Origin of the sequence: Asticcacaulis tiandongensis (assembly GCF_006475605.1) — a bacterium.
Taxonomy (GTDB): Bacteria; Pseudomonadota; Alphaproteobacteria; order Caulobacterales; family Caulobacteraceae; genus Asticcacaulis; species Asticcacaulis tiandongensis.
This window is the reverse complement of sequence record NZ_SSBC01000019.1, coordinates 114,476-135,567: the sequence shown is the minus strand read 5'-3', so window position 1 is coordinate 135,567 and position 21,092 is coordinate 114,476. Positions and strand designations below refer to the sequence as shown.

General features: G+C 55.0%; 14 protein-coding genes. 8 read left to right on the top strand and 6 right to left on the bottom strand.

The window, feature by feature from the left end; translation table 11 throughout:
* Nucleotides 1-227 precede the first annotated feature (227 nt).
* Entirely contained in the window at nucleotides 228-3,563 is a 3,336-nt protein-coding gene (locus E5201_RS11405; protein WP_140986230.1) for a TonB-dependent receptor, read from the top strand.
* Between the two features lie 321 nt (nucleotides 3,564-3,884).
* Here the strand turns inward: E5201_RS11405 and E5201_RS11400 are convergent, their stop codons facing one another.
* A complete protein-coding gene (locus E5201_RS11400; RefSeq protein ID WP_140986229.1) occupies nucleotides 3,885-4,379 on the bottom strand; it encodes an MgtC/SapB family protein in 495 nt (164 codons plus the stop codon).
* Nucleotides 4,380-4,579: 200 nt separating this feature from the next.
* On the opposite strand from E5201_RS11400, the gene E5201_RS11395 reads away from it, so the two are divergent.
* Nucleotides 4,580-6,466, top strand: a complete 1,887-nt coding sequence (locus E5201_RS11395) for a putative bifunctional diguanylate cyclase/phosphodiesterase (protein ID WP_181404614.1) — start codon at nucleotides 4,580-4,582, stop codon at nucleotides 6,464-6,466.
* Here E5201_RS11395 and E5201_RS11390 read toward each other — a convergent pair.
* From E5201_RS11390 to E5201_RS11380, 3 genes are read right to left on the bottom strand one after another with little or no spacing between them, the layout of a single operon-like run.
* Nucleotides 6,456-7,256 carry a MetQ/NlpA family ABC transporter substrate-binding protein gene (locus tag E5201_RS11390; protein WP_140986227.1) on the bottom strand — a complete coding sequence of 267 codons (801 nt, stop codon included), beginning with the start codon at nucleotides 7,254-7,256 and terminating at the stop codon, nucleotides 6,456-6,458. The genes E5201_RS11395 and E5201_RS11390 overlap by 11 nt on opposite strands.
* An 11-nt stretch (nucleotides 7,257-7,267) precedes the next feature.
* Nucleotides 7,268-7,942, bottom strand: a complete 675-nt coding sequence (locus tag E5201_RS11385) for a methionine ABC transporter permease (protein WP_140986226.1) — start codon at nucleotides 7,940-7,942, stop codon at nucleotides 7,268-7,270.
* Nucleotides 7,939-8,913, bottom strand: coding sequence for a methionine ABC transporter ATP-binding protein (locus E5201_RS11380; protein WP_140986225.1), 975 nt, complete (start codon nucleotides 8,911-8,913; stop codon nucleotides 7,939-7,941). The genes E5201_RS11385 and E5201_RS11380 overlap by 4 nt, the downstream gene beginning before the upstream one ends.
* Nucleotides 8,914-9,109: 196 nt before the next feature.
* On the opposite strand from E5201_RS11380, the gene hemN reads away from it, so the two are divergent.
* The 3 genes from hemN (at nucleotide 9,110) to E5201_RS11365 (ending at nucleotide 16,303) form a co-directional block, all read left to right on the top strand.
* Nucleotides 9,110-10,510: an oxygen-independent coproporphyrinogen III oxidase gene (gene hemN, locus E5201_RS11375; protein ID WP_140986224.1), complete on the top strand. Its 1,401-nt coding sequence runs from the start codon at nucleotides 9,110-9,112 to the stop codon at nucleotides 10,508-10,510.
* Between the two features lie 115 nt (nucleotides 10,511-10,625).
* Nucleotides 10,626-12,500, top strand: coding sequence for a glycoside hydrolase family 2 TIM barrel-domain containing protein (locus tag E5201_RS11370; RefSeq protein WP_140986223.1), 1,875 nt, complete (start codon nucleotides 10,626-10,628; stop codon nucleotides 12,498-12,500).
* A 623-nt stretch (nucleotides 12,501-13,123) separates the two neighbouring features.
* Nucleotides 13,124-16,303 carry a TonB-dependent receptor gene (locus E5201_RS11365; RefSeq protein ID WP_140986222.1) on the top strand — a complete coding sequence of 1,060 codons (3,180 nt, stop codon included), beginning with the start codon at nucleotides 13,124-13,126 and terminating at the stop codon, nucleotides 16,301-16,303.
* 174 nt (nucleotides 16,304-16,477) lie between these two features.
* On the opposite strand, the gene E5201_RS14810 is transcribed toward E5201_RS11365, so the two are convergent.
* Nucleotides 16,478-16,651, bottom strand: coding sequence for a hypothetical protein (locus tag E5201_RS14810; protein WP_181404613.1), 174 nt, complete (start codon nucleotides 16,649-16,651; stop codon nucleotides 16,478-16,480).
* Between the two features lie 244 nt (nucleotides 16,652-16,895).
* On the opposite strand from E5201_RS14810, the gene E5201_RS11360 reads away from it, so the two are divergent.
* Nucleotides 16,896-18,005 carry an S-(hydroxymethyl)glutathione dehydrogenase/class III alcohol dehydrogenase gene (locus tag E5201_RS11360; RefSeq protein WP_140986221.1) on the top strand — a complete coding sequence of 370 codons (1,110 nt, stop codon included), beginning with the start codon at nucleotides 16,896-16,898 and terminating at the stop codon, nucleotides 18,003-18,005.
* A gap of 17 nt (nucleotides 18,006-18,022) precedes the next feature.
* On the opposite strand, the gene E5201_RS11355 is transcribed toward E5201_RS11360, so the two are convergent.
* Nucleotides 18,023-19,162: an ABC transporter permease gene (locus E5201_RS11355; protein WP_140986220.1), complete on the bottom strand. Its 1,140-nt coding sequence runs from the start codon at nucleotides 19,160-19,162 to the stop codon at nucleotides 18,023-18,025.
* A 68-nt stretch (nucleotides 19,163-19,230) separates the two neighbouring features.
* Between E5201_RS11355 and E5201_RS11350 the strand changes: the two genes are divergently transcribed.
* Together E5201_RS11350 and fghA are read left to right on the top strand one after the other, a co-directional pair.
* The gene (locus E5201_RS11350; protein WP_181404612.1) at nucleotides 19,231-20,094 is read left to right on the top strand and encodes a LytTR family DNA-binding domain-containing protein; all 864 of its coding nucleotides are present in this window, start codon (nucleotides 19,231-19,233) and stop codon (nucleotides 20,092-20,094) included.
* Between the two features lie 155 nt (nucleotides 20,095-20,249).
* The gene (gene fghA, locus E5201_RS11345) at nucleotides 20,250-21,092 is read left to right on the top strand and encodes an S-formylglutathione hydrolase (RefSeq protein WP_140986218.1); all 843 of its coding nucleotides are present in this window, start codon (nucleotides 20,250-20,252) and stop codon (nucleotides 21,090-21,092) included.

Genomic DNA, 21,092 nt, shown 5'->3' with positions numbered 1-21,092 from the left:
CGAAACATAAAGAGGCGATAAGCCCGAATAAATTCGTGAGGAGTTTAGGTTATGATACATAAGACTATATGCCAAAGCACTATTTGCCGCCGGTTCAGTATCTCGGACACCTAGGTTCACCACCACCTTCCCGAACACAGGCGGTCACAGCGACCCCCTGCCCACGGCTTCACCTAAGGATGCTGATGTCGCGTCCGTGTGATTAAATATAAAAATAGGGGCTAGAAATGAAAACCGAGGCAAGTAACAGCGTATCCCGTACCGCCCTGATCGTGGCCGCCACCCTGATGATAGGTCAGATCGCCACCGTTCAGACAGCCGCCGCCCAGGACACAAACACAGACGACGCGGAGACTACGGAAGTCATCGTCACCGGCACCCGTCAGGCGCTGAAAAACGCACAGGCCATCAAGCGCAATTCCGATACTTTCGTTGATTCCATCACCGCTACCGATATCGGCGCCTTCCCGGATAAATCCGTCGCCGAAGCGCTTCAGCGCGTACCGGGGGTGACGGTCATCCGCTCAGCAGCACGCGATGATGTGATGCACTATTCCGCTGAACCCTCAGGCGTCGTCGTGCGCGGCCTGCTACAGGTGCGCTCGGAATTTAACGGACGCGATATGTTCTCGGCGACCTCAGGTTACGGCCTGTCATGGTCCGACGTATCGCCTGAGCTTATGTCCGGCGTTGACGTCTATAAAAATCAGACCGCCGAACTGATTGAAGGTGGTATCGCGGGGACCGTCAACCTGCGCACCCGCGTACCTTTTGATCAACGTGGCCGCACCTTAAGCGGCACCATCGAAGCCAATTATGGCGACATGTCGAAGAAGACGACACCTAATGTCTCCGGCCTGCACAGCGACCGCTGGGACACCGAAATGGGTGAGTTCGGCCTTCTGGTCAACGCCGCCTATTCGGTCGTTGAAACCAATTCCGAAGCTGTCACTCTGCCACGCATGGTGGTCTTTGCCCCCGGCACCTATACAGATCAGGAAAACTATATCCCCTCAGGGCTCGCCTATAATGACACGCTTTATGAGCGTAAGCGTACCGGTGCCGGTCTTGCCGCCCAATGGCAGAGCCCTGACCGTAACATGAAGGCAACGCTGCAATATAATCACGCCAAATACGATAACCTGTGGACCGAAGACCAGCTGATCAATTACTGGATGTGGGTTGATCCGGCCTCCACAAACCATTCGACCATATGGGATAACCCTTATCTCATCGCCCCGCCAACCGGCGGCACGCCTTACACCTTCGACGAAAACGGCCTGTTCCAACGCGGCGTCATCACCCGTTCCAAAGGCGACTGGGGCTACGGACTGGTGGACTGGGATACAGGCACCATGATCCCCGGCTCAACCGATCAGTACGGCACATATGCCAAGCATGGCTTTAACCTCCCGGTCATTGAGCCTTGCGTTACCTATGTCAACGGAGGCCTGCCCTGCCGGGGCGGCACGTTCCTGAATACGGTCAGCCGCCACAGCGAAGAAGTGCGCACGATTGATGATGTGGCCTTTAACTTTGTATGGCGCCCGACCGACCGCCTGAGCTTCAATTTCGACCTTCAGCACGTTAAGGCTTCGACCGACAAATACGACATTACTTTTGAACTCGGCACCTATACGGATGTCGATCTCAATCTGAGCGGCAAGCGCCCCACCGTAGGCTTCAGCTACCCCAGCGGTTATAATGTCATTGGCGAAAATCCGCTGGCTGATTACCGTAACTATAATCCTGAATCGGCCATGGATCACATGACCGTCTCACGCGGCGAATCGACCGCGGCCCGCTTTGACGCTGCCTACAGCTTCGACAATACTTGGCTCTCGGAATTGCGCGCCGGTGTGCGTTCGGCCAAGCGTCAACAGGATCACGGCTGGTCGGTCTATAACTGGGCCAGCGTCGCCTCGGACTGGGGCGTCAATCCGGCTGACGCCTGGTTCGTCGATTCCGGCCCGACCTATAATGACGATGGCAGCATCCGCTTCCAGGGCTATGAGCAGGGTTTCTACGAAAATCGCAAGTTTGGTGGCAAGCTGCTCGATGGCCTGATCGGTCAGGATGAATTCGTGTTCATGAAGCGCGATATTCTTGCCAACCGTGAGGAAATGGCCAAGCGCTTCAGTGTACGTGGTCAGACGGATGAAGGCGGTACAGCCTCTACGGCCTGGTATCCGATCTGTGAACGTCCCGATGAAGTCGTAAATAGCTGCTTCAGGCAGGGCGAGATGCTCAATGTCGAAGAAAAGAGCAATGCCGCCTATATCATGCTGAAGTTCGGCGGGCCGGACGCGATGATTTTTGACCGCTTCCCAGTATCGGGTAATATCGGCGTGCGTTATGTCGAGACCACCATTCAATCTGCCGGGGCCTTGAATTACGCAAATGAATTCACGGATGGCCAACTGGTTTGCAATCCCTTGCCTCAGGACGTCATAGACAATCTTGATCCCGATCAGTACGCCATCTCGCCCGGTTGCCTGGCCGCGGGTTCACTGGACGATCAGGCCTTCTCCAGTGGAGGCAGCACACCGTCTACGGTGACAACCAAGCATAAAAACACCCTGCCAAGCTTCAACGTGAAGATTGATCTGACTGATGAGTGGCTGGTGCGTTTTGCTGCTTCCCGCGCCATGTCCAAGCCGGATATCGGTTTGCTGCGTAACTTTGTAACCATGAACCGTTCGTTTGTACCACAGAGTGAAATCCGCGTCGGCAATCCGAATATCATTCTGGACGGTGCCGGTAATCCGGTTGGCTATAAATATGGTTACACCGGTAATACCGGCAATCCGCGCCTTAAGCCGGTCACCGCTGACCAGTTCGACCTGTCGGTTGAAAACTATTTCGATAGTGCAGGATCATTCACCTTCACCCTGTTCTACAAAAAGTTCCACGACTACATCCAGAATGGTGTCTTCACGGTGCCGATCACCAATAATGGTGTAACCCGTGACGTGGTCATTCGCGGCCCGGTCAATGGAGATGGCGCGGCGATCAAGGGCTGGGAAATGTCCTATCAGCGCTACTTTACCTTCCTGCCCGCACCTTGGGACGGTCTGGGTGTGCAGGCCAACTATACGATGCTGCATAATTCCGGCATCAAAAATGCCAATCTGGTGGTTGATACGGATGGCGGGGATGCGGTGGCCGCTTCGGCACTGGAAGGCAATATCACGCCTGCTCAACTGGAAAATCTGTCGGATCATTCCTACAATTTCATCCTGATGTATGAAAAGGGCAAGTTCGGCAGCCGTCTGGCCTACAACTGGCGCTCCAAATATATCAGTTCCGTCAATGACTGCTGTGTCCGCTTCCATGTTTGGAACGAGGACGAAGGCTTCCTTGATGCCTCCATGCGCTATGCCCTGACCGATAATCTTGAGATTAACCTTCAGGCCAGTAACCTTCTGGCGACGGAAATCCGTATCCGTCAGCAGGTAAAGGGGCCAACCGAAGCTAACCCTGATCAGGAGATGAAATACATGCCTGCCGGCTGGTTCCGTTACGACCGCCGCATACAGCTGGGTGTACGCCTGAAGTTCTAGTTCCTCCCCGGTCGGTGCATCATCCCTTGCGCCGACCACCCTTCTGATGGCTTCCGTTATGCTGACCTCCCTCGTCAGTCTGACTATATGGAGCCGACTCAGGCGTGCACCTCAGGTGCACGCCTTTTTTTACGAATAACAGGAATTTTGCGGATCTGATCTGCGTTCACGTCTGACACGTATGCGGGCGATTATTTCAAATACGGCCGTGCAGATGCCGGATCACAGGGCATTTCTAAGTCACCACTCTCCCTATGTAGCGCCTGATAACCCCGTCATGACAGACGCCTGAAGCCACTTCTCGCTCAAAGACCGGAGCCCTCACCGATCCTCAGCTTCCGAAGGCTCCGGCAGTTGTTTTTTGCGTTTTTCGCCCCATCGCTCCACACGTATTTCAATGGGATGGGCAAGCACCAGCAACAGCAGGGTGACCGCTGCACCGGTAAAGAAAACCGACCACAGGGCCAGACCGGCGGTAATACCCAAGGCCGCCGTCGCCCATATGGCCGCCGCTGTTGTCATGCCCGAAATCTCGGAAGTGGCCTCATGCTTCAGAAGCGCCCCGGCCCCCAGAAATCCGATACCGGCCATAACGCCCTGTATAACGCCCTGTATTGTGCGGCTGGTGGCGTCCGGCTCATTCTGCAACAAGGTCACGTGTGTCGCCGTGACAGAAATCATCGCCGCCCCCAGCGCCACAAGCCCCATGGTTCTCATCCCTGCTGGTCGCGCCCGCGCGTCTCGATCAAGGCCTATTATCATGCCAATGGCTGTCGCCGCGAGAAGGCGCAGCACTATGTCATAGCTCTCCAACATCGTATGGCCCGCCTTTGCAAACCCATAAGGTATATTTTTACGATGTTAGCGCCGCCCGAATAAAATTGTCATATCAGAAGCTGTACCACCATAGGGCTGGCTTCGAATGCCTTAGGTAAATGTTATTATTCGCTTGTATAAAATCTGCCCACCCGCCGTATAGGCCGCATCCCAGTAGCGTAAGAAGGCCTTCTCTGGTCATGTTAAAAGTCAGCTTAGCCAATATTCTCGCTTCGGATACGCCTGAGCCGTCGGCAGAACACGACCTGTCCCTTATATTGCGGGCTAACTTTAACCGGTTCCTTCTGTTTGCTATTGCATTTTTTACCGTCAACACGCTGTTTTACCGCGTCGCGGGTGATCCCGGTTACATTCCCGCCTTATCGCTTTTCACGCTTCTGACCCTGATCGGATTCTGGCTCTATAACCGGCAGAAAGCGTCGATGTTCCGCCTTGAGCTGACAGGCTATATTTGCAGCACACTTTTGGTATTCAACGGTATTCTGGATATCTTCATGGAATATCGGCCCATCAAGCTGATGTACCTGCTGCTGTTATTACCTGCCCTTGCCCTCACGGCTGTACGCCTCAAGGTATCCCTGATCGCCTCGCTGATCACCATCAGCGGCTTCCTGAGTGCCGCCTGGCATTTCGATCGTGCAAGCTTTCTCGACTGCGTCTGGGTGGCCTTTTGCGGGTCAGTTGTCGGCATAGCCTTATCGACGATAATTCGCTCGACCATGTTAAAAGCTCTGCATGCCAAAATCGCCGCAGATCTCCACCGCGATCAGGCGCTTACACTGGCGACCTATGACTCCCTGACGGGTCTGGCCAACCGGCGTGCTTTTCTTACGGAGGTCAGCACTCATCTGGCACAGCCGCAGTCTTTTTTCCTGGGACTGGTTGATCTTGATGGCTTTAAGCCGATCAACGACATTTACGGCCACGCCGCCGGTGACACGGTTCTGACGCAGGTCGCCGAAAGGCTGAGGCAAACCTGTGGCGATACCGCCTTCATTTCACGTCTTGGGGGCGATGAATTTGCCATTATCCTGTATAAGCCGCAAAACAGCGCCGATTGGCAGGTCTGTGCCGACGCTATAGTTGCCGTTCTGTCCCGTCCCTATCAGCTTGAAAACGAAATGGCGCATCTCTCTGCCTCACTCGGGTCAACTTTTCGCGCCATGGACATGGAGGTTACCGCCTCGCGCCTGCTTGAGCGCGCCGACTATGCCCTCTATGAAGCCAAGGAACGTGGTCGCGGCATAGCCGTATTGTTTGACCGCACGCATGAAGACCTGATCCGTGCCACCAAGGCCGTTGAGCAGGCCCTGCGCGCCATGGATGGACAGAAGGAGCTTACCCTCGCCTTTCAGCCGCAATACGATATTATCAAGGGCAAAACCGTCGCCTTTGAAGCGCTGGCCCGCTGGCATAGCGACCGTCTGGGCGTAGTACCACCGGACATGTTCATCCGTGCCGCCGAGCGGTCGGGGTTGATTACCGGCCTGACCCCCATCTTGCTGGAAAAGGCACTACAGGTAGCGCAGGACTGGCCCACCGATATCCGGCTGGCCTTTAACCTGTCCGCCCGTGATATTCTCTCGCCCGCCGCCGTCAGCCGCATAGTCGATGTGGTTCACGCCTCGGGGTTTCCTTCATCACGCATCGAATTTGAGATCACCGAGACCGCCATGATCACCGATTTCTCACAGGCCGAAAACGGCATTAAGCGCCTGTCGGATATGGGTTGCCGTATCGCGCTTGATGATTTTGGTTCCGGCTACACCAATTTCAGCCACATCAACCGCGTCAAGGTCGATACGGTCAAGATCGACCGCTCATTTGTTCTCGAACTCGGGCGCAATGACCGCGCCATGAAAATCATCAAATCGATGATCGAACTGGCAGACAACCTCGACATGGAACATGTCATCGAAGGCGTTGAAACCGAAACTGAACGGCTCCAGCTCGAAGCGGCAGGTGCGGTAAACCTGCAAGGGTATCTGTTCAGCCGTCCTATGCCTGAGACGGACATCGCCGCCTATCTGGCTCGGGAACAGGCCACAACCACAGCTAAGCTCTAAAAGCCGGAATAACTGCACCCTTATATTTTTCCGCAATAAAATCCCTGATCTTATGTGTCGTCAGCGCCGCCGCCAGCGCCTTAATGGGCGCATCATCAGCGCGGTCTTCTCGCACCACCAAATAGTTGACATAGGGGCTGTCTGACCGCTCGATAATCAGGGCATCTTTTTGCGGATCAAGGCCGGAATCAAGCGCATAGTTGGTGTTGATCAGGGCCATATCAACCTCTCCCAGCACACGCGGCAGTGAGGGCGACTCCAGCTCACGAATGACAAAGCCTTTCGGGTTATCGATGATGTCCTTTGGCGTGGCATTGATATTACCCGCATCCTTAAGCGTAATCAGGCCAGAACGGTGCAGCAATATAAGCGCCCGCCCCCCATTTGACGGGTCGTTGGGGATGGCAATCACCGCCCCCTCCCTGAGATCAGCCAGGGCTGTTACTTTGCGCGAATAGCCTCCAAAAGGTTCAATATGAATCCCCTGCAGCGCCTTCAGCTTCGTACCACGATCACGGTTAAAGCTCTCAAGATAAGGCAGGTGCTGGAAGAAATTGGCATCGATCAGGCCCTGATCCACCTGAAGGTTCGGCTGGACGTAATCGTTGAAGATTTTAACCTCAAGCGTGATGCCCTGCGCCGCCAGATCAGGCACAATCTGTTGTAATATCTCGGCATGAGGAATGGCCGTCGCCGCCACCGTCAGGGTCTTGTCATCGCGCTCCGACCGCGCACAGCCCACCAGCGCCGCGCCCAAACCTGTCATCAGCACCAACCGACGTGAAAGCATAGCCATCTCCTCTATTTACGTGAGAAACGCGCCACCAGCGCGTCGCCGATCATCTGTAAGACCTGCACCAGTACAATAATCAAAACTACTGTCACCAGCATAACATCCGTCTGGAAACGCTGATAACCATAGCGCACTGCCAGATCCCCAAGCCCGCCCGCCCCGACTACACCGGCCATCGCCGTATAGGAGACCAGCGCAATCGCTGTCACGGTAGCTGCCGCAATCAGCGACGGCAGGGCTTCGGGCAGCATGGCGCGCACAATGATCTGACGCCGTGTAGCCCCCAGAGCCTGGGTCGCCTCAATCACCGAACGGTCAACCTCTCGCAGGGCGCTTTCGACCAGACGGGCGAAGAACGGCGCGGCTCCCAGCACCAGCGGCGGGATCGCACCACGCACCCCCAGCGACGTGCCCACCATGGCGATGGTCATCGGAATAAGCAGGATAAACAGAATGACAAACGGGATCGAGCGCATCACATTAACGACAAAACTCAAAATCCCATAGACCGCCGCATTGGGCGACAGGCCGGAGCGTCCGGTAACCGACAGCCATACCCCGACCGGCAGGCCGATCAGTATGCTGAGGCTCAAAGACCCGGCCACCATGCCTAGGGTCTCCCATGAAGCCCGCATGATCTCAGAGGTGTCTATATTGACAAAGAAGCCTGACAGCACGCTCATGATGCCCCCCGCACCTGAACGCCCGACGCCCTGAGGCGCTCAATGGCTACGGGTCTGTCAGGCCCCTCGATTTTTACCCAGACATCGCCAAACGGGCCGCTTTTCAGCGCGGACAATTGACCGGATTGCAAACGCACCCGCGCCGCAATGTCCATCATCGCATCCCCCAGTGGATCATCGCCACTCCAAGTCAGACGCACCAGTCCGTCCTTGTCAGCTGGCGGCGGATTAAGCGCATCGGCAAGGGCTTGTGCTGCCGCACTCCGGGGCGACAGAAGCACCTGCGCCACCTCACCCGTCTCGATCACATGGCCCTTTTCCAGCACCGCCACCCGGTCACAGACCTGACGCACCACCTCCATTTCGTGCGTCACCACCACCACCGTCAGGCCCAGATCGCGATTAAGCTCAAGGATCAGATCAAGAATGCCCTGGGTCGATTGCGGATCAAGCGCGCTGGTCGCCTCATCACATAACAAAACGTCCGGCCGGTTGATCAGGGCGCGGGCGATGGCCACGCGTTGTTTCTGACCGCCGGAAAGCTGCGCCGGATATTTATCGGCATGATCGCTCAGACCCACACGCGCCAGCCATTCATCCGCCAATGTCCGCCGCGTCTGCACCGTTCCCTGTCCGGCCAGTTCAAGAGCAAAGGTCACGTTCTGACGTGCCGTTTTCGACGACAACAGGCCAAACTGCTGAAAAATCATCCCCAGACGATGCCTCAGGGCTGACAATTGCGGCCGTCCGAGTGTCGCCAGATCGATACCATCCACCGCGACCACACCCTCACTTGGGGCTTCAAGGCGATTGATCAGCCGGATCAGGGTTGATTTACCTGACCCCGACGGGCCGATAATGCCAAAGATTTCACCACGTTCTATCCCAAGGCTGACTCCGTCAAGCGCGGTCTGTGCGCCGCCTTTGACAGTGAAATGCTTGCGGACGTTTTTAAGCTCTATGAGAGGCAAGGTGATGGTCTTTTGAGACAAACAAAATTAAAACAGCGCCTGCAGGATAAAAGGGCCGCTACCGGACGTAAAGTCTTTTTCCGACCTGCCCGCTTCGCACCTGTTGCGGTCCAATAGCGGCGCGACCTTTGGACACATAATCATGAGGGCTCAGGGGGTGTAAAAGGGTGCACTTCTGTTGGAAAGGCTGCACCTCATGGGCGAGATTACCCCCCTGCCAAACCGTCATGCAGCGCAACGCTCATGGCAAGAACATGACGCGCTGAAATATCTGGGTCAGGAAGCCCCGCGTTACACCAGCTATCCCTCCGCCCATCACTTTACGGCACTGACGGCTGATCTTTATGGGCAATGGCTCGGCAATCTGACGCCTGAGAAAAGCATCGGCCTTTATGTCCATGTGCCGTTCTGTGAGCAGATGTGCTATTTCTGCGGCTGTAATACCCAGATCACGCGTCGCTATGCGCCGCTTCAGCCCTATGTCGATCACCTGATTGCCGAGGTTGAGCTTGTCGGATCAAAGCTGAAGCACCGGCCCAAAGTTCACAGCCTGCATTTCGGCGGCGGCTCTCCGGGGATTCTTGAGCCCGTCGATATGGGGCGTTTGTTTGAAGCGCTGCATCGTTACTTCGATCTGACCACTAACGCTGAAGTCTCTATCGAACTTGATCCACGCCGCGTCACCGCCGCGAAAGCCTCAGCCTATGCGGCCCTTGGGTTCAACCGCATCAGTCTGGGGGTGCAGGACACCCAGATTGAGGTGCAGCGCGCGATCAACCGCGTCCAGCCGATTGAGCTTATCCGGGCTTCGGTTGATCTGTTGCGCAGCTATGGCCTTGAGGCTCTGGGGATCGACCTGATCTACGGCCTGCCGTTGCAAACCGCCAGCAGCATTGAAAAAACCCTGAAAGAGGTCCAAAGCCTGAGGGCGTCGCGGGTCAGTGTCTTTTCCTACGCCCATGTGCCGTGGTTCAAAAAGCACCAGACCCTGATTGACGAAGCCACCCTGCCTTCGATTGATGACAAGGCCGGTTTCGCGCGGCTCATTACAGAGACCCTTATCGCTCAGGGCTATGATGCCATAGGTATTGATCATTTTGCCAAACCCGACGACGGCCTAAGCCGTGCGCTCAAAGGCGGCACCTTGCGGCGCAATTTCATGGGCTATACCGACATGCCCAATGACCGCCTGATCGCGCTGGGGGCGTCCTCGATCAGCGAACTGGATGAGGGCATCGTCCAGAACATTCCTCAGGCCACCACCTATCAGAATACGCTTGCCAAAGGCCAATTGGCATCCCGTAATGGTTGGGTCTATGGCGGCGACGATAAGCTGCGCAAGGCGGTCATCAGCGACCTGATGTGCTATTTCAAAGCCGATATCCCTGCCCTGCTCAGCCAATATGACTATGCCGAAGACTATCTTGATGATGATATTACCGCGCTTAGACCCTATGTGGAGGCCGGTATGGTCACGGTTGAAGGACGTAGGATTCAGTTTCATTCCCCCTATCCCATGCTGATCCGCACAGTGGCCTGTACGTTTGATGCCTATGCGCAGGCGGGTGCCAGAGAGCGTTACTCAAAGGTCGTCTAGGCACCAATTATGCTCAATATTGATTGATATTGATTTACAGGTTGCGACTTTCAGGGTTTGACGTTACTAAGGTTAAGTTATCTGACAACTGACCAGACATAATGGAAACTGTCCTATGAAGCCCTTTCGCACCCTGGTAGCGATGGCGCTCGGCCTGATAATGGCCACGCCCTCGCTGGCCGCAGAGACCTTACGTCCGCAACATCTGTTGACGGGCGCCATTGACCGCTCACATGATGAATTGTCGGGTCAGTGGACCTATTCCAAAGACCTTTACCGCACCGGCCTGACCGATATTAATGGCTGGGTGGCAAAGTCACGCATGCAGCGCTACCGCGATATTGATGTCGCAGCGGTAGAGGCCAAGGGCGGTGTCGATTTTTTTGAATTCGACATGGACCGCGGTCCGCGCATGACCATTCCCGGTGCGTGGAATGCGGCCGAACCGGAACTGCGCTACTATGATGGTCTGATCTGGTTCCAGCGTAAGTTCACCCCAAAGGATCTTAAGGGCGGGCGCGCTTTTCTGCGTTTTGAGGCAGTCAACTATCATGCCCATGTCTATCTCAATGGTGAGAAGATCGGTGAACATGAGGGCGGCTATACGCCTTTCAGTTTTGAAGTCACCGACAAGCTGCGCGCCGGTGAAAACCGTCTGACGGTAGGGGTCGATTCCGAACATGGCCCGCAAACCATTCCGACCGGCATTACCGACTGGGACATATATGGCGGCATCATCCGTCCGGTACGCCTGATTTACACACCGCAAACCTATATTGACGACGCGGTTATTGAGCTGACCACTGATGGTCGCCTGAAAGGGACCGCCAAACTTGATGGTCCCCAAGCCGCCGGTCAGACTGTCAACGTAACCGTATCCGGTCTGGCAGTAAAACTGTCGGCGACGACTGATGCCAATGGCTATGCGCGTTTTGACGCCAAAGCCCCGCGCAATCTGAAGAAGTGGTCGCCGGAAACTCCCACCCTTTATGACGTCAGCTTTGCAACCTCATCAGACAGGCTTGACGACCGCGTGGGTTTACGCACGATCGAAGTTGACGGTGACCGTATTCTTCTGAATGGCAAGTCGATTTTCCTGCGCGGCGTATCTCTGCACGAAGAAGAGTTCGGGCCTAATCCGGCACGCAACATGACCGAACAGGCGTCACGGGCGCTGTTGAGCGAAATCAAATACGGCATGAACGGCAATTATGTCCGCCTGTCGCATTATCCGCACTCAGATGTCACGGTGCGTATGGCCGACGAACTGGGACTTCTGGTCTGGAGCGAAATTCCGGTTTACTGGACGGTGGACTGGGAAAACCCCAATGTGCTCCTTAAGGCACGCACCATGCTGGCTGAAATGATCTATCGCGACCGCAACCGTGCCTCGGTCATCATGTGGAGCGTTGGCAATGAAACCCCCGTAACCGACAGCCGCAATGCCTTCCACAGTGCTCTGGCCGATACGGTGCGTGACATTGACCCGAGCCGTCTGATCAGCGCCGCCCTTCTGGTCGAAGGCCGCACGGAAAACGGCCAGACCACCATCTTTATCAATGACCCACTGGTCGATAAACTCGATGTCATGGCCGTCAATACCTATGCCGGCTGGTACGGCAGCAATACACTCGAAGAACTGCCCTCATTGCGCTGGGAAGTTCCCGCAGGCAAGCCCGTAGTGCTATCCGAATTCGGTGCCGATGCACTGGCTGGGCTGCGCGAAGGCGATGGCATTCGTGGCAAATATACCGAGGATTTTCAGGCGGAATATTATCGCCAGACCCTGAAAATGGTTGACAATATCCCTCAACTGCGTGGCATGTCTCCCTGGATCCTTAAGGATTTCCAGTCCCTGCGCCGTGAGCATCCGGTGATACAGAACGGCTGGAACCGTAAGGGCCTTGTGTCCGAAACCGGCGTCCGCAAACTGGCTTTTGACGTCATGGCTAATTATTATAAGGCCAAGGCGGCGGAAACGCCCAAATAGCCTCAGACGCTTTAACCGAAAAACCCCGCTGGTAAATCCAGCGGGGTTTTTTGTGCCCGTTATTCTAGTGATTTTGAAAATAGTCATTATCAATCAACAAGGCGGTTCTTTTCATCAATAAAATATAGTATTTATTGAAAATAACTTATGTATTTATAAGTATAGGATTTTTATAAGTGATATAATTTCATTATAATATAAAATTATAAATAATTTAAGTGTCATTCATCATATTACCGCATTACTAATATCGCAGTTATTTGTAATTTGACCTATTTTTGTCCATTTAAAGTCGAAATTTCTCATGAATATGGCGATATATGGTTCCAAATTGTCACACATTTTTCAATATCATCAAATATTATTGTTATGTCGAAAATTGATATTGACTGATCGTTCATGATCGTAAATGACGACTTCCAGCAAGCCGCATAAAGGTCTGATCAGCTCAGGTCGCACACAGGGAACAGCGCCCGTGCCTCGCACAGCGCACCGACAGGACAGATTGAAGCTTTCGTTTCTTTGTCACCGTCTGTTTCCACGCGATCTTTGAAGACAAGACCCAAAGCGGCTGGGCCGTCCGTTGGGGGGACGTGCGGTTTCAAGTCTTCAGGAGCGTAAAAATGAAACCTTCGACCTCGACCCTTCGGCATTATCTGCGCCGCTCAACCGCCATTGTTGCCGTAGGCGTTATGGCGGCTTCCGTGCCCGCCTTTGCGCAGGACGCTGCCCCTGCTAGTGACGACGCTGGCGATGTGACCGAAGTCACCGTTGTCGGCACCCGCGCCTCACTGCAATCTGCCATGCAGCGCAAGAAGCGTAACGCCACGATCGCCGACTCCATCGTCGCAGAAGATATCGGCCAGTTCCCTGACAAAAACGTAGGTGAAGCGCTGGGCCGCATCACCGGCGTTCAGCTGGCACGCGACATGGGCGAAGGTACTCAGGTGTCTATACGTGGCGTCGAGCCCGACCTGAACCGCGTTGAAATCAATGGCGTCAGCCTGATGTCCACCGCCGGTAACATCAACGTCTATGGCGGCGGCGGCCGGGGTCAGGACTTCCGCGAACTGCCGTCGGAACTGGTCAAGTCGATCGACGTGTTCAAGGGCTTTACCGCTGACATGACCGAAGGCGGCGTCGGCGGCACGGTCAGCGTTCAGACCCGTCGCCCGCTTGATTTCCGCAAGCCCACCTATTCGATCACCGGTTCATGGCAAAATCTCGACACGCTCGATGGCTGGACCCCACGCGCCAGCATTTTCGGTGCGACACAGCTTCTTGACGGACGTCTCGGCCTGATGGCCAACCTGACCTCTGATAAGGTCAACACCCGCGGCGACTATGTCGATAACCACTCCTGGGCGCGTCAGGCCGACTTTGACGGCTCTGCTGATAAAACGGTTGAATATTACAATGCCGGTTACAGCGCGGAAATGAACAACGCGATTGCCAGCATCGAGAACAAAGAGGACTGCTGGGCGGCCACATCACCGGATGAGCAAGACCTGGCGACCACCACCTTCGTCAACCAATGCCTGAGCCAGTGGTTCGACTATAATGGCCGCAACCAACGCTATCGCGTCTGGACACGTGAGGACGACCGCTCCTCAGCAGAACTGACGGCGCAGTACCGCATCAATGACAAGATGGATGTCTGGGCCAGCTATCAGTACAACCGCCGCAACCAGCAACTGAACGACATCAACTACGGCACCAGCTTCACCAACCTCGACCGTCTGAACCATTCCGGCGACAACTGTGCCCGCGTTGTCAATGATCAGTTGATTGTGGTCAATGGCGTACCAACCCGTCGTGATGGCACTGCCGTCAACGTTCCCGGTGTCGTCGTCGATGACAACCACAATGTGGTGTCATGGACCGCTGGTGATTGTCTGGGAACCTCCGGTCGCGGCGGCAACAGCGCCTTCAGCATTTCCTCGCGTGACTTCAACTACAAGGCCACGTCGGAATATATCTCTTACGGCTTCAACTATAATGGCGACCGCTGGAAGATCGCCTTTACCGGTGCCAATGCCGAGACCGAAACCCTGAGCCAGACTAACAATGTCAGCGTCAGCTTCGACACGCCGGGCATGGTCGTAGCCCTTGGTGACGGCAATGCGCCGACCTTCACTTTCGCCGATGGCTATAGTCCGGCCGATATCGGTGCAGCTCGTCAGTTCCAAATCCAGTATCGCCCGTCTCAATCGGCTAATAGCGAAGATCAATACAAGATCGACTTCACCCACAACACCAACTGGAACTTTATCGATAGTATCCAGTTTGGTGCTCGCTTCACCGATACTATTAGCTCCGGCTATGGCTACGGTGGTTATATTGTCGATCCGGGCAGCAATCTGTCATCGCCAAATGACAACACGGTTGTTTATGCCAACTCGATCAACTCGACCGCCATCATAGTCGATGGTCAGCTTGTTGATCAAACGGTCCCGACCTACGGTCAGCCCTACAATACCGACCACTGGAACTCGACCGAAAACTGGTCACGCGCCTTTGCCAACAGCGTGTTCAATGAGTCCCTTAAGCCTCTGCCGACCACCTTCTACTTCGGCGGCGGTCAGATCGCCAGCGACTGGCTCTATCCGACCTTCAACGGAGTTGCCCAGCATCTGGACACCTCCCGCTTCAATCTGGACAGCCTGTTTGAATCGGTCGGCAGTGACGGCAATACCTACAAGCAAATCCCCTACAACATTCAGGAAAAAACCGACGCCCAGTATATCCGCATCAACTATGCCTTCCCGGCATGGAACTACGATGTGTCGGGTAACTTCGGCCTGCGTCGCGTGACCACTGAAGTTACGGCCTCCGGTCAACATATCCGTCGTGAGACACAGTGGAATGACCCGAACGATACGGATGCAGGCAGAACGACGGCCATCGTCAGCAATACCTTCACGACTATGAAGGACGACTACACCGTCTATCTGCCAAGCTTCAACATCAACGCCTGGATCGTCCCGAGCGAACTCAATGTTCGTGCGGGCTGGGCCAAGCTGATGGCGCGTCCGAAGTTGGGCTTCCTGCAACCGAATATCGACTGCACCATCGACTTCACCAATGATGGTGCTGCCGATGAACCCGATAGCTGTAACGCCGGCAATCCGGGCCTGAAGCCTTACCGCGCCGATCAGTACGACCTGAGCATCGAATGGTATCCGAACCGCGACACCCAGCTGAGCAGCGGCTTCTTCTTCAAGGATATCACCAGCTTCTACATCAGCGATCGCGTGGCTCTGGGCCTTCAGGACGTGTTCGGTGATGGCACGCGCTACTACTATAACTCCTATATCAACGGCGAAGGCGCTCAGATTTCGGGTGTGGAACTGACGGCGAAAACTGCCTTCACCTTCCTGCCGGGTATCTGGTCGGGCTTTGGTGTGGATGCCAACTACACTTACCAGAAAGCGGACAATGTCGAACTGTTCAGCGCGCTTGACGGGTCGCCCCTGCCCTATCCGGGCCTGTCGCAGGACAGCTACAACCTGACCCTATGGTACGACAAAGGCCCGATCAACGCGCGTCTGGCCTATAACTACCGCTCTGAGTATCTGGTGAGCGCTTCGGATACGTCCGGTCAGCCGGTATTCGCCGATGCCACCGGTTATCTGGACACCAAGGTCACCTATCGTCCGTCCTTCGCCCCGAATCTGTCGCTGTTCGCCGAAGGCAAGAACCTGACGGAAGAGACCGAGGCCCTGAGCGCCGGCGACGTTCGTCTGATCAACGAAGGATACTCCGGTCGCCGCTTCTTCGTTGGTTTCACCATCAAGAACTAAATTCCGTTAATCCGGAATTCAGGGGGCGGTCAGGGGTTTCTTCTCTTGCCGCCCTTTCTTTTTCTGATTGTCGGTTCCTCTCCTCCTCCCCCTTAAGTGCGAACCGGCACAACTTAAGCCGCCTGCCGTTACTGGCAGGCGGTCTTTTTATTTCTGAAACGGGAGGCGCTGCCTTTAGTGCTTGTTGGCTTTGTGGCTGCTGATAATGGCGGCAATCATCAAAAGCGCGGCGATAATCGGCACAGCTTCATTCAGGCTGATTGTGCCGTGTCCCGAAGACAAAACTGTAATGATGAATAGCGTGATCATGAGGCTAATAAGCCCCAACGAAATCAGGGTGTCCTTCATAGCTATTTCCTCAGTTTATTTTATGTTATCTTAGACATAGCCTGACAGATATTCTAATTTAGGCAATATGATTTAATATAGGTTCGTTTCACAACCACTTTATATTGCGTTGCACCATTTTATTGGCGCTTTACTTCAGCCAACACATCAATGTCATAAGATTTTGAATGTTATAGGATTTACAATAGGCACCCTGAACGCCATAACCCTTCTCATCTGTAGTTGAATTGCCGGAAGCACCCTGATGAAAACCCGCGCCGCCGTGGCTTTTGAAGCCAAAAAACCCCTTGAAATCGTTGAAGTCGATCTCGAAGGCCCCAAGGCTTTCGAAGTTCTGGTGGAAATCAAGGCGACCGGCATCTGTCATACCGATGCCTATACGCTTGACGGACTGGACTCCGAAGGCCTGTTTCCCTCGATCCTCGGGCATGAAGGCGCAGGCGTGGTGCTTGAGGTCGGGCCCGGTGTCACGACCCTGAAACCCGGCGATCATGTGATCCCGCTCTACACCCCTGAATGCCGTCAGTGTAAGTCGTGTCTGTCGCGCAAGACCAATCTTTGTACCGCCATTCGCGGCACACAGGGCAAAGGCCTGATGCCCGATGGTACGTCACGCTTTTCCTATAAGGGCCAGACCATCCATCACTATATGGGCTGCTCGACCTTTGCCAACCACACCGTTCTGCCGGAAATCGCTCTGGCAAAAATTCGCAGTGATGCCCCGTTTGATAAGGCCTGTTACATCGGTTGCGGTGTCACCACCGGCGTCGGCGCAGTCATCAATTCGGCCAAGGTAGAGCCTGGTGCCAACGCCGTGGTCTTTGGTCTCGGCGGTATCGGGCTCAATGTCATTCAGGGCCTGAAAATGGTCGGGGCGGATAAGATCATCGGTGTTGACCTCAATGACTCGAAGGCTGAGTGGGGCCGCCGCTTCGGCATGACTCACTTCGTTAACCCGACCAAGATCGACGGCGATATTGTGCCGCACCTCGTCGAACTGACCGGCGGTGGCGCGGACTATACGTTTGATTGTACCGGCAACACCACCGTCATGCGGCAGGCGCTTGAGGCCTGCCATCGGGGCTGGGGCGAAAGCATTGTCATTGGCGTGGCCGAGGCCGGTAAGGAAATCTCCACCCGTCCGTTCCAGCTTGTGACCGGTCGCGTGTGGAAAGGCTCGGCCTTTGGTGGCGCGCGCGGACGTACTGATGTGCCGCAAATCGTTGACTGGTACATGGACGGCAAGATCGAGATCGATCCGATGATCACCCACACCTTCGGGCTTGAGGATATCAACAAGGCCTTCGATCTGATGCACGCCGGTGAGTCCATTCGTTCCGTCGTCGTATTCTGATGAAGGTTCAGGCCCGCCTATCTTAAAAGATCGGCGGGCTGGGCCTTTTCCAAAACCCCCAATGAGAAAAAACCCGATACAATGGCCGTCACCATAAGCCCTATGGCCACAGGAACGGTCACATAAGGCGGGAACGCCATAGGCACATGTATCAGGCTGGCAATCTGGCGGATCAGAAGTGTCAATGCAGCCGCCGTCAGAATGCCTGTGGCTCCGACCCACAGACTGAGCTCCATCACAACGCAGCGTAAGCGGAACATCGGCACCCCCATGGCACGAAAGGTAGAAAACTCCTTGACGCTGGCGGCTATGGCGCCTTGCAGGGTCTGCCAGGTGATGACCACGCCAATAAACATCGACACAACGACCGAAAAACCGATCATGATGGCTATGCCGCCTTCTTTGAGCAGGGCGATCTGACTGCGTTTTGATAGTTCGGCTCGTGTCCATGCCTTATATTGCCCCTGCCCCATCAGGTTCAGTTCGGCGGCTATCCGTTCGGCGTTCTCAGGCGTGCGCACCCGCGCCATAATGGCCCCGACCCGTCCTGACTCTCTGTATATTCCCAAAAGCGATGCGGTCCGGCGCGACATATAGATGGTGGTGTTAAACAGGGCCGGATAGCCGCTGATGGTCGCCCCTACCCTGACGCGCTTGCCATTGATCTTAACGTCATCATCGGCCCCTGCCCCCAGACGCGCACGGGCCGTCTCATCGATCAGTACCGTGTAGGGCACCCGCAAGGCCGCTCTGGCCGCCTCACTGAAATCGACAGGCACCGTGACGGAGCCCGGCACAGGATCGACTATGGACACGACCACCCCCTCATTACGCGCCGGTTGCGCCTCATTCGGGAAATTGGCCCATGCGGCCCACCCTGTATCGAAAGACTGCACCTCAAGAACGTCAGGGTGACCATAGATCTGAGCAATCAGACGACGCGGCTGACTGAAGCTATTGTTGTACAGGCTCTCGGATCTGGGTGACAGTATCATGATATCCGCCGGAGACCGGTCAACCGTCGCGGTATTGGATTTACCCATACCGACGAACATGCCTACCATGGACAAGACCAGCAAACCTGATACAGCCAGAGCGATAACGGCGGTGACATAACGACGCCAATCGTGAATAAGACTACTAAGCGCAAGAGACATAAACAAAGCACGGCAATGACAGGAAACAGACCGCCAGTTTACAAATCCGCACTCGCCGATAAATGCGCATGACACAAGCGGTGGGGCCTCAGGGACAAACGGTGGACAGGCCAAAAAGCTGGTTAGCCGATGCGCATGGACTGCGCCTGTGGCCTTACATTACGGTCACCGCTGTCCTGATTATAGTGTCTCTGGTGGCGTCAGTTGGGTCAGATTCGCTCGATGCCCTTATTCGACCGGATTCGGCCCGTTCATGGCATTCATCCATACATAGCCTGACCAGCGTCGCCGCTATTCTGGCACTCAGCTCCGTCCTTTTTGTAGCCTACAGACGGCTACAGCAGCGCAATCTGCGCTGGAACCGCCTTATCATGTGGCACAGCTTTCTGGCGGTCGGGTTCTGGCTTAGCCATGTGGTCCTGATGGTAGGTAGCCGCAAGCTGATCTATGGTTTGATGGGTGCCACCTATGATTTCTCCAACAGCCGACCGTTGCTGCAAATGCTTTATGAGGGTGCCAAGGATATCCCGACCTACGGTTTGCTGATCTCCCTGCTCGTGATCAGCGATTACTATCTGAGGCCAAAATTGGCTGTATCTCAGGTATCTGCGCAAGAGCGTCTCACTTTTCGCTCAGGCAGTCAGGCCTATCATTTGCTTCCGGCGGATATCATCTGGGTGGCGGCGGCCGGTAATTATGCTGAACTTTATATTTGCGACCGCGCGCTGCCCCTGCTGATCCGCACCGGTCTGGATGATCTTCACAAACGCCTGCCGTCTGATTTTGTGCGCATTCACAAATCGAGGCTGGTCAATCGTCGCTTTATTACCGACACCCGCACCGCCCCATCCGGTGATTTCGAGATCACCCTGACGACCGGAACGATATTACGTGGCAGCCGTCGTTATCGCAAAGACCTGACAGCGTCGTGACGCCTTGGGTGCTGATCCTCGTTTCTGGCCGAAGAAATTCATTTAATCAGGGTGTCTGAACCGAAAATCGCTTCACACTTTTCGGGATGCGCTCTAATCGCAATCTTATACCTTATACCGTAAGATAGCCCCAGCCCACCAAGGAGAATGTCACCATGTCCGGTTTTGAAGTCACCGCCGAACACAAGGTAGCCGGAGGCCGTTTGCAGTTTGTCAAACATGAGTCCGCTTCCACCCAGACCCCTATGGCCCTGAGCGTCTTTGTCCCCGAGGGCGAAGGCCCGTTTCCGGTCTTTCTGTGGTTGTCTGGCCTGACCTGTACGGCCAACAATTTCACGGAAAAAGCCGGTGCCTATAAACGCGCCGCCGAATTGGGGCTGATTGTGGTCGCGCCGGACACCTCGCCACGGGGCGAAACCGTCGCCAATGACGAAGCCTATGATCTGGGACAAGGCGCAGGCTTTTATGTCAATGCCACCGAAAGCCCATGGGCACCTCATTTTCAGATGGAATCCTATATCACCGAAGAATTGCTGCCGCTGATTGCCGATAATTTTCCGGCCGACACAAGCCGCGTCGGTATTTCCGGTCACTCTATGGGCGGACATGGTGCGCTGACTCTGGCCATGAACTATCCGCACCTGTTCCGTTCGGTGTCAGCTTTTGCGCCTATTGCCTCGCCCACCCATTGTCCGTGGGGCCAAAAGGCATTCAATGCCTATCTTGGGGCCGATCATTCAACATGGGAGCGCTATGACGCCGCCATTCGTCTGTCGAAAGGCAAGGGTGCACCGTTTGATAACATTCTGATCGATCAGGGACTGGCTGACAGTTTCCTTGAAACGCAACTCATGCCGGAATTGCTGGAACAGGCGGCGAATGTCTCCGGTCAAAAGATCACTCTGCGCCGTCAGGAAGGCTATGACCATAGCTATTATTTCATTTCATCCTTTATTGATGACCATTTGGATTTTCATACCCAAAGGCTAAAAAACTGA

Coding starts and splice junctions, on each gene's coding strand:
- E5201_RS11405 (WP_140986230.1), top strand. CDS start 228: ATGAAAACCGAGGCAAGTAACAGCGTATCCCGTACCGCCCTGATCGTG.
- E5201_RS11400 (WP_140986229.1), bottom strand. CDS start 4,379: ATGTTGGAGAGCTATGACATAGTGCTGCGCCTTCTCGCGGCGACAGCC.
- E5201_RS11395 (WP_181404614.1), top strand. CDS start 4,580: ATGTTAAAAGTCAGCTTAGCCAATATTCTCGCTTCGGATACGCCTGAG.
- E5201_RS11390 (WP_140986227.1), bottom strand. CDS start 7,256: ATGCTTTCACGTCGGTTGGTGCTGATGACAGGTTTGGGCGCGGCGCTG.
- E5201_RS11385 (WP_140986226.1), bottom strand. CDS start 7,942: ATGAGCGTGCTGTCAGGCTTCTTTGTCAATATAGACACCTCTGAGATC.
- hemN (WP_140986224.1), top strand. CDS start 9,110: ATGGGCGAGATTACCCCCCTGCCAAACCGTCATGCAGCGCAACGCTCA.
- E5201_RS11370 (WP_140986223.1), top strand. CDS start 10,626: ATGAAGCCCTTTCGCACCCTGGTAGCGATGGCGCTCGGCCTGATAATG.
- E5201_RS11365 (WP_140986222.1), top strand. CDS start 13,124: ATGAAACCTTCGACCTCGACCCTTCGGCATTATCTGCGCCGCTCAACC.
- E5201_RS14810 (WP_181404613.1), bottom strand. CDS start 16,651: ATGAAGGACACCCTGATTTCGTTGGGGCTTATTAGCCTCATGATCACG.
- E5201_RS11360 (WP_140986221.1), top strand. CDS start 16,896: ATGAAAACCCGCGCCGCCGTGGCTTTTGAAGCCAAAAAACCCCTTGAA.
- E5201_RS11355 (WP_140986220.1), bottom strand. CDS start 19,162: ATGTCTCTTGCGCTTAGTAGTCTTATTCACGATTGGCGTCGTTATGTC.
- E5201_RS11350 (WP_181404612.1), top strand. CDS start 19,231: ATGACACAAGCGGTGGGGCCTCAGGGACAAACGGTGGACAGGCCAAAA.
- fghA (WP_140986218.1), top strand. CDS start 20,250: ATGTCCGGTTTTGAAGTCACCGCCGAACACAAGGTAGCCGGAGGCCGT.